The 13,237-nt window shown below is 70.5% G+C and carries 16 protein-coding genes and 1 riboswitch; of the genes, 11 read left to right on the top strand and 5 right to left on the bottom strand.

The features are described from left to right. The first annotated feature begins 59 nt into the window (after positions 1-59). A complete protein-coding gene (locus AC067U_RS14520; protein WP_478829992.1) occupies positions 60-302 on the top strand; it encodes a DUF3263 domain-containing protein in 243 nt (80 codons plus the stop codon). A gap of 227 nt (positions 303-529) precedes the next feature. Further along, positions 530-1,375, top strand: coding sequence for a trehalose-phosphatase (gene otsB, locus AC067U_RS14515; protein WP_478829991.1), 846 nt, complete (start codon positions 530-532; stop codon positions 1,373-1,375). A gap of 21 nt (positions 1,376-1,396) precedes the next feature. On the opposite strand, the gene AC067U_RS14510 is transcribed toward otsB, so the two are convergent. Next, entirely contained in the window at positions 1,397-2,845 is a 1,449-nt protein-coding gene (locus tag AC067U_RS14510) for an alpha,alpha-trehalose-phosphate synthase (UDP-forming) (protein ID WP_478829990.1), read from the bottom strand. A gap of 71 nt (positions 2,846-2,916) precedes the next feature. Beyond that, entirely contained in the window at positions 2,917-3,900 is a 984-nt protein-coding gene (locus tag AC067U_RS14505; RefSeq protein WP_478829989.1) for a glucosyl-3-phosphoglycerate synthase, read from the bottom strand. Between the two features lie 163 nt (positions 3,901-4,063). Beyond that, positions 4,064-4,211, top strand: a riboswitch (SAM riboswitch). Between the two features lie 17 nt (positions 4,212-4,228). Here AC067U_RS14505 and thrC point away from each other — a divergent pair. The 8 genes from thrC (at position 4,229) to AC067U_RS14465 (ending at position 10,373) form a co-directional block, all read left to right on the top strand. After that, complete coding sequence (gene thrC, locus AC067U_RS14500; protein WP_478829988.1) at positions 4,229-5,518, top strand: threonine synthase; 1,290 nt, start codon at positions 4,229-4,231, stop codon at positions 5,516-5,518. 36 nt (positions 5,519-5,554) lie between these two features. Continuing rightward, complete coding sequence (locus tag AC067U_RS14495; RefSeq protein WP_478829987.1) at positions 5,555-5,833, top strand: ubiquitin-like small modifier protein 1; 279 nt, start codon at positions 5,555-5,557, stop codon at positions 5,831-5,833. A 451-nt stretch (positions 5,834-6,284) separates the two neighbouring features. Then, positions 6,285-6,491: a cold-shock protein gene (locus AC067U_RS14490; RefSeq protein WP_365113484.1), complete on the top strand. Its 207-nt coding sequence runs from the start codon at positions 6,285-6,287 to the stop codon at positions 6,489-6,491. 391 nt (positions 6,492-6,882) lie between these two features. Continuing rightward, positions 6,883-8,502: a chaperonin GroEL gene (groL, locus tag AC067U_RS14485; RefSeq protein WP_365113486.1), complete on the top strand. Its 1,620-nt coding sequence runs from the start codon at positions 6,883-6,885 to the stop codon at positions 8,500-8,502. A gap of 151 nt (positions 8,503-8,653) precedes the next feature. Further along, entirely contained in the window at positions 8,654-8,860 is a 207-nt protein-coding gene (locus AC067U_RS14480) for a type II toxin-antitoxin system VapB family antitoxin (protein WP_365113488.1), read from the top strand. Continuing rightward, entirely contained in the window at positions 8,851-9,270 is a 420-nt protein-coding gene (locus tag AC067U_RS14475; protein ID WP_478829986.1) for a PIN domain-containing protein, read from the top strand. Before AC067U_RS14480 ends, AC067U_RS14475 begins: the two co-directional genes overlap by 10 nt. Positions 9,271-9,344: 74 nt before the next feature. Further along, complete coding sequence (locus tag AC067U_RS14470; RefSeq protein ID WP_478829985.1) at positions 9,345-9,962, top strand: phosphoribosylanthranilate isomerase; 618 nt, start codon at positions 9,345-9,347, stop codon at positions 9,960-9,962. A gap of 57 nt (positions 9,963-10,019) precedes the next feature. Beyond that, on the top strand, positions 10,020-10,373 hold the full coding sequence (locus tag AC067U_RS14465; RefSeq protein ID WP_478829984.1) for an amidase: 354 nt from the start codon (positions 10,020-10,022) through the stop codon (positions 10,371-10,373). A 582-nt stretch (positions 10,374-10,955) separates the two neighbouring features. Here the strand turns inward: AC067U_RS14465 and AC067U_RS14460 are convergent. Beyond that, positions 10,956-11,111 (bottom strand): hypothetical protein, encoded by a 156-nt coding sequence (locus AC067U_RS14460; RefSeq protein ID WP_478829983.1) that lies wholly within the window; start codon positions 11,109-11,111, stop codon positions 10,956-10,958. A gap of 630 nt (positions 11,112-11,741) precedes the next feature. Here AC067U_RS14460 and AC067U_RS14455 point away from each other — a divergent pair. Beyond that, positions 11,742-12,089, top strand: coding sequence for a response regulator transcription factor (locus tag AC067U_RS14455; protein WP_478829982.1), 348 nt, complete (start codon positions 11,742-11,744; stop codon positions 12,087-12,089). A gap of 9 nt (positions 12,090-12,098) precedes the next feature. Here AC067U_RS14455 and AC067U_RS14450 read toward each other — a convergent pair whose 3' ends face one another. Both AC067U_RS14450 and AC067U_RS14445 read right to left on the bottom strand, forming a co-directional pair. Continuing rightward, positions 12,099-12,350: a DUF397 domain-containing protein gene (locus AC067U_RS14450; protein WP_478829981.1), complete on the bottom strand. Its 252-nt coding sequence runs from the start codon at positions 12,348-12,350 to the stop codon at positions 12,099-12,101. Then, the gene (locus AC067U_RS14445) at positions 12,334-13,170 is read right to left on the bottom strand and encodes a helix-turn-helix domain-containing protein (protein WP_478829980.1); all 837 of its coding nucleotides are present in this window, start codon (positions 13,168-13,170) and stop codon (positions 12,334-12,336) included. The genes AC067U_RS14450 and AC067U_RS14445 overlap by 17 nt, the downstream gene beginning before the upstream one ends. Positions 13,171-13,237: the final 67 nt, after the last annotated feature.

Genomic DNA, 13,237 nt, shown 5'->3' with positions numbered 1-13,237 from the left:
GGGGTCGGCCGCCGGGCAGGGCCGTCCGGGTGTCGGAGCCCGGCGATATGTTGGACCGTATGACCGCCGACGACCAGCCGCCGCTCTCGGAACGCGAAGCCGCCGTGCTCGCGTACGAGGGCCGCAGCTGGCCCGGTCCGGGCGCGAAGGAGCGGGCGATACGCGAGGGCCTCGGCCTGACCCCGGTCCGCTACTACCAGCTGCTGAACGCCCTCATGGACGACCCCCGCGCCCTGGCCCACGCCCCGGGCACGGTCAACCGCCTCCGCCGCATCCGCGACGCCAGACGCGCCCGGCGCTGACCGCCCCGGCGCGGGCAACCCCGCCGCCGTGTGGGCAGTCGTCCCGCCCCGGTGTGGGCAGGCGTCCCGCAGGGCGGGACGGGTGGGCACACCGGGACACCCCCGCCCGGCGGCTTGTACCCCGCCCAGCCGGAGCCCGGCTCGGGCCTGAAGCCCGCTCCGCGAGCCAAGCCCCCCTTCCCGCGAACCCTGGGCGGAGCACATGGCCCCCCGGTAGGGTCAATCGCATGGGGAGCCATCCGCACGACCTGCCGATGCCCGTCACCGCCGCCGGACGCGAGGGCCTGGAAGCCCTGCTCCGCGCACCCCGCCGTTCCGTGGTCGCGCTCGACTTCGACGGCACCCTCGCCGACATCGTTCCCGACCCCGACCAGGCCCGCGCCCATCCCGGCGCCGTCCCGGCACTGTCCGAGCTCGCGCCGAAGGTCGCCTCCGTCGCGGTGATCACCGGCCGTCCGGCCGGGGTCGCCGTCCGCTACGGCGGCTTCGCCGGCGCGTCCGGCCTGGAGCACCTCGTCGTGCTCGGCCACTACGGGGCGGAGCGCTGGGACGCGGTCAGCGGCAGTGTGCAGGCCCCCGCCGAGCACCCGGGCGTGGCCGCGGTCCGGGCCGAGCTCCCGGGCTACCTCGACTCCATCGGCGCCTGGCAGGGCACCTGGATCGAGGAGAAGGGCCGGGCCCTGGCGGTCCACACCCGCCGCACGGAGGACCCGGCCGCGGCCTTCGCGGCCCTCCGAGAACCGCTCGAAGAGCTGGCGCGCAAGCACGGGCTGATGGTCGAGCCCGGCCGCGCCGTCCTGGAGCTCCGCCCGCCGGGCACGGACAAGGGCGTCGCCCTGACCGAATACCTCGCCGAGGTCGACGCGGAGGCCGTCGTCTACGCGGGCGACGACCTGGGCGACCTCGCGGCGTACGCGGCAGTGGAAAAACGCCGCGCCGACGGCCGGCCCGGCCTCCTGGTCTGCAGCGGCTCCGCGGAAGTGCCCGAACTGGCCGCCCGGGCCGACCTCGTCCTGGGCGGCCCCGCGGATGTCGTCGCCTTCCTCTCCGCCCTCGCCGCGGCCGTCGTCTGACCGACCGCGCCCCCCTAGGCCCTACACCGCGCGGAGCGCGTCCAGCTGGGCCTTGAACCAGGCCGAGGGCGGGAGCGCGGTGGCGGCGGCAGCCAGCCGTTTCGTACGGTCCGCGCGTTCCGCGGCCGGCATGGACAGGGCTCGGTGGAGGGCCTCCGCCGTCGCCGAGACGTCGTACGGGTTCACCCCGAGCGCGTCCTCGCGGAGCTCCGCGTACGCGCCCGCCTCCGTCGACAGCACCAGCGCGCAGCCCTGCTCGGAGACCACGGGGATCTCCTTGGAGACCAGGTTCATCCCGTCCCGCAGCGGATTGATCAGTGCGACGTCGGCCAGCCGGTAGGCGGCCAGCGACCGCGCGAAGTCGTCCTGCACGGAGACCAGCACCGGCTGCCAGTCCGCCGTGCCGAACTCCGCGTTGATGTCCAGCGCCAACCGGGAGACCGCCGCCGTGTAGTCCCGGTAGACCGCCAGGTCCTGCCGGGAGGGGTAGGCCGAGGCCAGGTGGACCACCTCGCCGCGCCACTCGGGGTGCGCGGCCAGCAGCTCCCGGTAGGCGAGGAGGCCGCGGACGATGTTCTTCGAGAGTTCGGTGCGGTCGACGCGGACGATGGTCTTCCGGTCGCCGATGTCGGCCCGCAGCGCGGCCAGCCGGTCGTCCACCTCCGGCCGGTGGGCCAGCCGGCGCAGTTCCTCCCCGTCCACTCCCAGCGGGTACACCGCCACCCGGGTGCTGCGCCGCGGCCCGCCGGCCCGCCGGTGGTGCACCCCGCGCCAGGGGTCCCCGGTCGGCCAGACCCCGTCCGCCGTGCCGCTCGCGCTGTCGATGTGCGCGCCGCGGATGAACGCCGCCGACCATCCCCAGGTGTGGAAACCCAGCTCGTCGGCGCCCAGCAGGCCCCAGAGGAGTTCCTCGCGGATGTCGTCCGGGAGCATCCACAGCTGGTCGGCCGAGGCCCACGGCGTGTGCGTGAAGTGGGAGATCCGCAGGTCCGGCCGGAGCTCCCGGAGCATCCCCGGGACCAGGGACAGCTGGTAGTCCTGGACCAGCACGGCCGCGCCCTCGGCGGCCTCCGCCGCCAGCGCCTCCGCGAAGGCCCGGTTGTACGTGCGGTACGAGGCCCAGCGGCGCCGGAACTCCGCGTCGAAGACCGGCGCGTGCGGGATGTCGTACAGCCCGTGGTGGGTGAACCAGAGCACCGAGTTCGAGATGCCGTTGTACGCCTCGTGGTAGACGTCCGGGTCGATGACCAGCATGCGGACGCCCGGCTCGGACACGCCCCGGCGGACCGCCTCGCGGTCGCCCTCGCTCAGCGCCGCGCAGATCCACAGGGCGTCCGGCTGCCCGTCGAGCGCGGCGGACAGGCCGGAGACCAGCCCGCCTCCGCCGCGCCGGGCGCCGAGTGTGCCGTCGGCGGAGAGGTCGTACGAGAGCGGGCCACGGTTCGCTGCGACGAGGAGCTGGGAAGCCATGCGGCGAACCTAGCCCGGCCCGCGCTCGCTCAAACGTCCGTTGCGCCGGGTTGTGGGTGGTGTGGCCGTCCTCACGCGACGCGGCGGGACGGGTACTCCTCGATCTCGCACATCGGCGGCCGCTCCTCCGTGTCCACCGGGTAGGTGTGCGGAACGAAGCCGTCCGGGCCCCGCTCGAACTGGGTCAGGACCGGCCGGACCAGATGGCCGCGGGACAGCCGTACCTGTGCGGTGCGGTAGATCGCGGCGGCCATCCGGCCCAGCGCACGGCCGTCCTGGTGGCGGTGCAGCCGGACGCCCACGTCGACCTGCGCGAGGGCGTCCAGGCCGACCGTGTGCAGTGCGTCGACGAGCAGTCCGAGCTCCACGCCGTAGCCGACCGGGAAGGGGAGGCGTTCCAGCAGGGACCGGCGGACGGCGTACTCGCCGCCCAGCGGCTGCACGAAGCCGGCCAGCTGCGGCCAGTGCAGGTTGAGCAGCGGGCGGGCGACCAGCTCGGTCACCCTGCCCCCCTGTTCGGCCGCACCGGGACGGCCGCCCGCCGCACCGGGACCGCCGCCGGCGAGCGGGCGGTCGTACATCGCCTTGACGAACTGGATCTCCGGGTCGGTCAGCAGCGGGCCGAGGATCCCGGAGACGAAAACGGAGGAGAAGTCGCGCAGATCGGCGTCGACGAAGCAGACGATGTCGCCGGTGGTCGCGAGCAGCGAGCGCCACAGCACCTCGCCCTTGCCGGGCAGGGCGGGTATCCGGGGCAGGATCTCGTCCCGGTGCACCACGCGGGCGCCCGCCTTGGCGGCCACCTCGGCGGTCCGGTCGGTGGAACCGGAGTCGATCACCACCAGCTCGTCGACCAGAGGGACCGGCAGCCCGTCCATCAGGTCCCGCCGGATCACCTCGACGATCTCCCCGACCGTGGGTTCCTCGTCGAGTGCGGGCAGCACCACGCTGACCGTCGTCCCGGCCGCCCGCTTGGCGGAAAACAGCTGGTCGAGCGGCCTGTCGGCGGCGGACCAGGAGCGGTCTGCCAGCCAGCGCTCCACCTCTTGCAGCACTCCGGTACTCCCCAAACGTGATCCATCTCGCGGTTCGGACAGCTGTCTCACCCGCCCGCACCTTCGGTTACAGTCTTGAACAACGCGCTGGACCTCCGCATGCCGGGGTACGGCGCAGACAAACGCCCGGGTGCGCCATAGAGCGCGCGGCCCGGAGCCATACCGCTCATCCAGAGGGGCAGAGGGAAACGGCCCGTTGAAGCCCCGGCAACCCTCCAGTCGGTCTCGCGATGCGTCACGCAGCGAGGTCCCCGGCTAGGGAAGGTGCCAAATCCGTCTCGTGGCGAAGTGCGTCACGAGGAAGATGAGGAGAAAGGGCCTCGCCATCATGGCTGCACAGACTGTCGCCACCTCTGTCGATCTCGGACCCGCCGCCGCGCTTTCCTGTCGCGAGTGCGGCACCCGCTTCGACCTCGGCCCCATCTTCGCGTGCGCCGAGTGCTTCGGCCCGCTCGAGGTGGCGTACGACCTGCCCGTCGGCACTGGATCTCCTGAAGACGTCGAGGCCCTCCGCGCCGCGATCGAGGCCGGCCCCAACAACATCTGGCGGTACGCCCCGCTGCTGCCCGTCCCGGCCGACGTGGCGGAGAAGCCGAACCTGAACCCGGGCTTCACCAAGCTGGTCCAGGCCGACAACCTGGCCAAGGAGCTGGGCGTCACTGGCAAGCTCTACGTCAAGGACGACTCCGGCAACCCGACGCACTCCTTCAAGGACCGCGTCGTCGCGATCGCCGTGGAGGCCGCCCGCGCCTTCGGCTTCACCACCCTGTCCTGCTCCTCCACCGGCAACCTGGCCGGCGCCGTCGGCGCCGCGGCCGCCCGCTCCGGCTTCCGGTCCTGCGTGTTCATCCCGCACGACCTGGAGCAGGGCAAGGTCGTCATGGCCGCGGTGTACGGCGGCGACCTGGTCGGCATCGAGGGCAACTACGACGACGTCAACCGCTTCTGCTCCGAGCTCATCGGCGACCCGCTGGGCGAGGGCTGGGGCTTCGTCAACGTCAACCTCCGCCCGTACTACGGCGAGGGGTCCAAGACCCTGGCGTACGAGATCTGCGAGCAGCTCGGCTGGCAGCTGCCCGACCAGATCGTGATCCCGATCGCCTCCGGCTCGCAGCTCACGAAGATCGACAAGGGTCTGCAGGAGCTCATCAAGCTGGGTCTGGTCGAGGACAAGCCGTACAAGATCTTCGGCGCCCAGGCCGAGGGTTGCTCGCCCGTCTCCACCGCCTTCAAGGCCGGTCACGACGTGGTCCGCCCGCAGAAGCCGAAGACCATCGCCAAGTCCCTGGCGATCGGCAACCCGGCGGACGGCCCGTACGTGCTCGACATCGCCCGCCGCACCGGGGGTTACGTGGAGGACGTCAACGACGAGCAGGTCGTCGAGGCCATCAAGCTGCTCGCGCAGACCGAGGGCATCTTCGCCGAGACCGCGGGCGGCGTGACCGTCGGCGTCACGAAGAAGCTCATCGAGAACGGGCAGATCGACCCTGCGCTGACCACCGTCATCCTCAACACCGGTGACGGCCTCAAGACCCTGGACGCGGTCGCCGGGGACACCGGCCAGACCGCCGTCATCCGCCCCAGCCTGGACGCGTTCCGCGCCGCCGGCCTGGCCTGACCACCCCCTACGCACTACCGGAAAGGCAGTGTCGCCATGAGCGTCAACGTCCGCATCCCCACCATCCTGCGCACCTACACCGGCGGCCAGGCCGAGGTGCCCGCCGAGGGCACGACCCTCGCCGAGGTCATCGACTCCCTGGAGCAGAACCACCCGGGCATCGCCGCGCGCGTCCTGGACGACCAGGGCAAGCTGCGCCGCTTTGTGAACGTCTACGTCAACGACGACGACGTGCGCTTCGAGGGCGGGCTGGAGACGGCGACGCCGGACGGTGCCGGAGTTTCCATCATCCCGGCCGTCGCGGGCGGCTGCTGAATCCCGGCGCCATTACGGCGACCTGATGCCGGCTCGGCGGTGAAGCCTCGGTGACCCGTCGGTAGCTGACACGCGCAACCCCTGAATTGCCCCTTCCGCAAAAGCGGAGGGGGCAATTCTGCTTGATTGGGCGCGGTAGAGTTGGGGAAGCCCCCTCCGCTGTTCTTGCCCGCCGCATATGAACGGGCGCTTCCATGGTCGACATCGGGCCAATGTGCGTGTGCGATATGGGGCATTGGCGCCTTCTGTCAGGCCCGTGTTGCCCAGGAGTATGGCAAATTTTCCGACTATTTCGGCCTTTCCGCATGTCCAGATTTCTCGTCGGAATGACCTGTTGCAGACAGCTCCGGTCCGGATACATTCAGCCGCGGTCGACGCGTTCCGACGCAAGTTATGACCCGGGATCGCGAAGTGTGATCCTGCGCAAGGGCCAGTAATAGGGGAGTTAGGCATGGCTCAGGGCACCGTCAAGTGGTTCAACGCGGAGAAGGGCTACGGCTTCATCGCGGTCGACGGTGGTGCGGATGTGTTCGTCCACTACAGCGCCATCCAGATGGACGGGTACCGCACCCTTGAAGAGGGTCAGCGGGTCGAGTTCGAGATCTCGCAGGGCCAGAAGGGCCCGCAGGCTGACATGGTCAAGCTCGCGCAGGTCTGATCCAACGGCGTTCGACCACCGACAGACGTACCCGCGAGGGGCCCGTATCCCGGACAGGGATGCGGGCCCCTCGCGCGTCCGCCGGTGTCCGCCGGCGCTCCTGCCTGAGTCTTGTCCGGGCGATGTCCACAGCTCGCCTGACTCGCTTGCGCCCACCCGTCGCCCGACCGCCACCCCTCAATGAGCCTGCTTCGCAGGCGCTTGCACTCGAGGGGGTCGAGTGCTAATCATTGGCGTTAGCACTCTCCGGGTGAGAGTGATAAAGACGAGGACCGAGTCGGTGAGGCTCGCGGGCCGGGCGGGAAGGAACCGTCAGGTGCGCAAGCCGTCCGTCGCGGGCGCCGGGCGCGGTCCGAAGGCAATCCACCCCAGTCCGGGAGGACCACTTCACATGGCCAAGATCATCGCGTTCGACGAGGAGGCCCGGCGCGGTCTCGAGCGCGGCATGAACCAGCTCGCCGACGCCGTCAAGGTCACGCTTGGCCCCAAGGGCCGCAACGTCGTCCTCGAGAAGAAGTGGGGCGCTCCCACGATCACCAACGATGGTGTTTCCATCGCCAAGGAGATCGAGCTGGAGGACCCGTACGAGAAGATCGGCGCCGAGCTGGTCAAGGAAGTCGCCAAGAAGACGGACGACGTCGCCGGTGACGGTACGACCACCGCGACCGTTCTGGCCCAGGCCCTGGTCCGCGAGGGCCTGCGCAACGTGGCCGCCGGCGCCAACCCGATGGCCCTGAAGCGCGGCATCGAGAAGGCCGTCGAGGCCGTCTCCGGCGCCCTGCTGGAGCAGGCGAAGGATGTCGAGACCAAGGAGCAGATCGCTTCCACGGCCTCCATCTCCGCCGCCGACACCCAGATCGGCGAGCTCATCGCCGAGGCCATGGACAAGGTCGGCAAGGAAGGCGTCATCACCGTCGAGGAGTCCAACACCTTCGGTCTGGAGCTCGAGCTCACCGAGGGCATGCGCTTCGACAAGGGCTACATCTCGGCGTACTTCGCGACCGACATGGAGCGCATGGAGGCGGCGCTCGAGGACCCCTACATCCTCATCGTCAACTCCAAGGTCAGCAACGTGAAGGACCTCCTTCCGCTGCTGGAGAAGGTCATGCAGTCCGGCAAGCCGCTGCTGATCATCGCCGAGGACGTCGAGGGCGAGGCCCTGTCGACCCTGGTCGTCAACAAGATCCGCGGCACCTTCCGCTCCGTCGCGGTCAAGGCCCCGGGCTTCGGTGACCGCCGCAAGGCCATGCTCGGTGACATCGCCATCCTCACCGGCGGCACGGTCATCTCCGAGGAGGTCGGCCTCAAGCTGGAGAACGCGGGCCTGGACCTGCTCGGCCGCGCCCGCAAGGTCGTCATCACCAAGGACGAGACCACGATCGTCGACGGTGCCGGTGACAGCGACCAGGTTGCCGGTCGCGTCAACCAGATCCGCGCCGAGATCGAGAACTCCGACTCGGACTACGACCGCGAGAAGCTGCAGGAGCGCCTGGCGAAGCTCGCCGGTGGCGTTGCCGTCATCAAGGCCGGTGCCGCGACCGAGGTGGAGCTCAAGGAGCGCAAGCACCGCATCGAGGACGCCGTCCGCAACGCGAAGGCGGCCGTCGAGGAGGGCATCGTCGCCGGTGGTGGCGTGGCCCTGCTGCAGGCCTCCTCGGTCTTCGAGAAGCTGGAGCTCGACGGTGACGAGGCCACCGGTGCCGCCGCCGTCAAGCTGGCGCTGCAGGCCCCGCTGAAGCAGATCGCCGAGAACGCCGGCCTCGAGGGCGGCGTCGTGGTGGAGAAGGTCCGCAACCTCACCCCGGGTCACGGCCTCAACGCCGCCACCGGCGAGTACGTGGACCTGATCGCCGAGGGCATCATCGACCCGGCCAAGGTGACCCGTTCCGCCCTGCAGAACGCGGCCTCCATCGCGGCCCTGTTCCTGACCACCGAGGCCGTCATCGCCGACAAGCCGGAGAAGGCCGCGGCCGCTCCGGGCGGCATGCCGGGCGGTGACATGGACTTCTGATCGACGCCTCCGGGCCCGATCAGCCGTTCCTGATCCGAGGGCGGTATCCCCATCCGGGGATACCGCCCTCGGGCGTTCCGGGTGTCCAGGCGGGTGCGTTCAGCTAGCCTTGGCATAAAGAATCGCTCCATTCGTATGCCTGGAGGTCCCGATGTCGCGCACCATGGTCGACCTTGATGACGCATTGCTCGCGGAGGCCGCCGAAATACTGGGCACCACGACAAAGCGGGCCACCATCAATGGAGCACTGGCGGAGTTCGTGGCGGCGGCCCGTCGGCGCCGCTTCGTGGAGATGCTGGAGGAAGGCGCGCTCGACGACCTGGGAAACCCCGCGGTGATGGGGGAGGCATGGCGGTAACCCGGTACCTCGTCGACAAGAGCGCCTGGGCGCGCTTCAAGCATCCCGAGGTGAAGTCCCGGCTCCTTCCACTCATCGAGCGGGGGCTGGTGGCTACCTGTGCGGTCGTCGACCTGGAAGTCCTCTACAGCACGCGGAACGCCGAGGACCATGCGCGTGCCCGTTCCGCCCGGCTGGGATTCGAGTGGCTGCCGCTCACGGACGAGATCGGAGCGCGCTCGGTCGAGGTCCAGGCGCTGCTGGCGCAGAAGGGGCACCACCGTGCGGCCTCGGTGGCGGACCTGCTCATCGCGGCCACGGCGGAACAGCACGGTGCGACCGTGCTGCACTACGACGCCGACTACGACACCATCGCGGCCGTCACCGGACAGCGGGTGGAGTGGGTGGCCCCGCCCGGGTCCGTACCGTAGCGCCCGGGCGGGCGACCTGGCCCATTGTGAGACGGGGGATGCAGGGGCTGGTGGTCACCTGGTTGACTCGGGGTATGAGCGAGCACACCCCGACCCCCCTCTTCGTCAAGATCTGCGGGCTGAAGACCGAGCTGGACGTCGACACCGCCGTCGAGGCCGGGGCGGATGCCGTTGGGTTCGTGTTCGCGCCGGGCGGCCCCCGGGCGATCGACACCGCCACCGTGCGCCGGCTGGTCGAGCGGGTGCCGGAGCGGGTGCTGACCGTCGGGGTGTTCCGCAAGCAGCCCGTCGAGGAGGTCCGCCGGCTCACCGAGGAGAGCGGCGTCCGTGCCGTCCAGCTCCATGGGGACGAGGGGCCCGAGTACTACGAGGCGCTGCGCGCCGAAGGCCGGACCCTGCTCCGCGCCACTGCCGAGCGGGTCGGCAAGGCCGGCGAGTACGGCGAGGACCTGCTGCTGATCGACGCCCCCGACCCGGGCTCCGGCAAGCCCTGGAACTGGGGCGCGGCCGACTTCACCGCCCCCGAGGGCCACTGGCTGCTGGCCGGCGGCCTGAACCCGGGCAACGTCCGCGAGGCCGCCGAGACCACGGGCGCCTGGGGCGTGGACGTCTCCAGCGGCGTCGAGAGCGAGCGCGGCGTGAAGTCCCCGGACCTGATCCGCGCCTTCATCACGGCCGCCCGCGGTCACTGACGGAGCCGCCCCCCGCCGCCGGGCCGGCACAGGTTCACGCTGATCCACTGCCCTCCGGTGGGCAACCTCGGCTACGACGATCCGTCCCACGCATCGCTCAAGGCGCGGCCCCCCGAGGGCTGCACGGTCAAGGAAATGGACGGGTATCTCGGGCTGCGCTGCGAGCGCCCGGGGGCCCGCTTGCCGGACGCCGTTGCCGACACCTGCCGGGAGGTCAGGTCCGAACACGGCCTGCTGCTGAACGACCTCGGCATCGAGAAGCTGTGGGAGTGGTCCGAGGACGGGACGGACGGATGGGGCGCGGAGATCGTGGGCCAGCTCCTGCTGATGGCCGCCGAGCGCGGCCCGCGGCTGGGCTACAGCTCGGACGACCTGGTGCGCTTCCTGCGCGATGTGACCACCGGACACTGATCCGGGCCCACAGACCGGTGCGCCCTGACGGCCGGCGGAGTTCGGTACAAGAGGGCATGGCGGCCCGAGGCAGCAGGGCCGAGAAGGATTCGGTGGTGGTACGGCACGGGGCCGTGGACGGCGGCGCGGTGGCGGGTCACCCGGTCCTGGACAGCTGCCCTGCAGGAGCAGCGGTCGGTGGAGGAGGTGCCCGGCAGTGGGCCTGCCGGAAGATCGGGGTGTGATGCGCTCGGCCCTCAGGCCGAGGCCAGACCGGTATCGGATCGGTTGAATCGGTCGGACCGGTCAGGTCAGGTCAGGTCAAGTCAGGGTCAGCGGGGTGACGGAGTAGCCGTTGGCTGAGCTCGACCGGAGTGCCTGCGAGAGCAGGGCGGAAGCTTTGGCGCGGGCTTCGGCGTTGGTTGCGGCCCGTACGAAGAGGACGACGTCCATTCCCTGCCGTGCGGCACGGACCCGTACGTGTTCCAGACCGTGTTGTGGGCCGGCGTGCGCCCAGAGGGCGTCCTGGAGGAGAGAGGCTTCGCCCTCCGTGCCAGGCGCTCCCGACGAGTGGTCAGGGGCAGGTGGACGAGGAGCATGGACTCAGTCCCAGCCGAGGCCGTTGCTGACGGCCGAGGTGTGGGTGGAGGCCGCCGAGGCAGGGGCCACGTCCCAGCCCAGTCCCGTGTTGATGTAGAGGGCGCCGCCCAGGAGGGTGGTGAGGAAGGCGGCGGTGAGGTTGCGAGAGGTCTTGGACATGGCTGTGCCCCCGGGTCGGTGAGAAGAGTTGATTCAGGACGGTCGGGCGGGCGCCCGTCCGGGCCCTTTTCTGGGGCCCGGCCGGGGAGTTGAACAGCGAGACGGCGGCACGGGCGGCCCTGGACGAGTTGGCCGATCTTGAACTCCTGCGGGCCTCGCGGGACGTCCCGGGCACGATGCGGGCGGTCAGTCCGGAGGTGGGCCTCCAGCTGATCCTGCGCCGCCAGGAGGAGGACCTGCTGCGCCGCCAGCAGGAGCTCGCCCGGAGCAAGGCCGCCGCGGCGCGCGCCGTCGCCGAGTACGCCGATCTCCGGCCGAACACGACGGTCGACAACACGGAGCGGCTCGTCGGGCTCGACGCGATCCGGAGCAAGCTGGAGGTGCTCGGCAGGGAGGTCTTCCGCGAGTGCCTGTCCGTGATGCCCGGCGGCGCGCAGTCAAAGGCCAGCCTCGACGCATCGCGTCCCCTGGACGAGGACGCGATGAACCGGGGCGTCTCCCTCCTGACCCTCTACCAGGACAGTGTCCGGAACGACCCCGCCACCCTCGCCTACGCCCGGTGGATGACCCGCGAGGGCGGACTCGTCCGCACCTCCCCGGTCCTGCCGCCCCGCATGCTGGTCCTGGACCGTGAGGTCGCCCTTCGTCCCGGTCGATCCGGCCAACACCAAGCTCGGAGCCCTGTGCACCCGGGAGCCGGGCATCGTCGCCACGATGACCGCCCTGTTCGAGCAGGCATGGCACAACGCCGTCCCGCTCGGCGCCGACCGGACGGAGCCGGCCGAGACCGGGCTGACCCCGGGCGGGAAGGAACTCCTCAGTCTGCTGGCCGGCGGCCTGACCGACGAGGCCGCGGGCAAACGCCTCGGGCTGTCCCTGCGCACCGTACGGCGCCAGATGGCGGCCCTGATGGAACGCCTCGGCGCGTCCAGCCGCTTCGAGGCCGCCCTCCGGGCGGCCCAGCGGGGCTGGCTCTGACGGAACGGCTCAGAGGCTTGTGACGAACGCGGTCCAGGCGGCCGTACGGAAGGTCAGGTGCGGGCCTTCGGGCTGCTTGGAGTCGCGGACGGGGACGATGTCGGGATGGCCGTCGGCGACTTCGAGGCAGTTGCCGCCGTCGCCGCTGTGGGTGGATTTCCGCCAGGTTGCCATCTCGACGCAGCTGCCGCCGCTGCCGTCGCTGTAGCTGGACTTGTGCCAGGTGGCAGTCGACAGGTCGTACTCAGGCTTGTGCGTCATGCTCGTACCCCTCCACCACGGACTCGATCAGGGCCAGTGATTGCGCGGGAGGCAGCGAACCGGCCGTGAGGAGATCGTAGGTCAGGGAGTGACGGGAGACCGTGGCTGGATCGTCGAACAACTGGCCTGTTCCGTTGCCCTGGATGTATGCGAGCGGCGCAGCGTCGTCAAACGACATCAGCTGCAAGGAGCCGCCCATGGCCGCGTGTGCGCCAGCACTGAACGGGAGTACTTGCACGATGATTCGACGGGAGCGGGCGAGGTTGACGATGTGGCCGAGGGCCTCTGTCATCACAGCCGCGCCACCGACCTTGCAGCGGAGCACGGTCTCGCCGAATACGCACCACAACAGTGGTGTTGTTGGGTCGGAAAGGAGAGCGGCGCGTGCGAGTCGGTGTTCCACCAACTCGTTGATGGCTGCCTCCGGCGCGGTCGGCTGGTAGGCGCGGAACACCTCGCGTGCATACGCCTCGGTTTGGAGCAGCCCAGGGATCAGCAGGGGCGCGTACTCGCGGATGGTGTTCGCCAGTGCCTCCGCCTCCGCCGCAGCCGCGAAGTGGTCCGGGTACTTGGACTTCGCGGCCGCGCCGCAGTTGCGGGCGAAGAAGCCGCCCGTGTCGAGGATGTCGTCGATCTGGCGGGCGAGTTCGAGGTGCATCCGGCGGGTGCCGGCTTCGAGCTGACCGATGAACGAGCCGCTGACGAAGAGCGGTTCGCCGAGTTCGGCCTGGCTCTTCCCGGCGCGTTCGCGGGCGACCCGCAGCTCGGAGCCGAGCAGGGCGCGTGGTGAGGAGGAGGGATCCAGGTTCTTGCTTGCCATGGCAACTCCCGGGCCAACATCTGCCGTTGTTGTGTGGCCGTCCTTGAAAGGCTACCGAGCCCATCGC

This window comes from Streptomyces sp. NPDC043853, from assembly GCF_056436025.1.
This window is presented reverse-complemented; position numbering and strand designations above follow the sequence as displayed.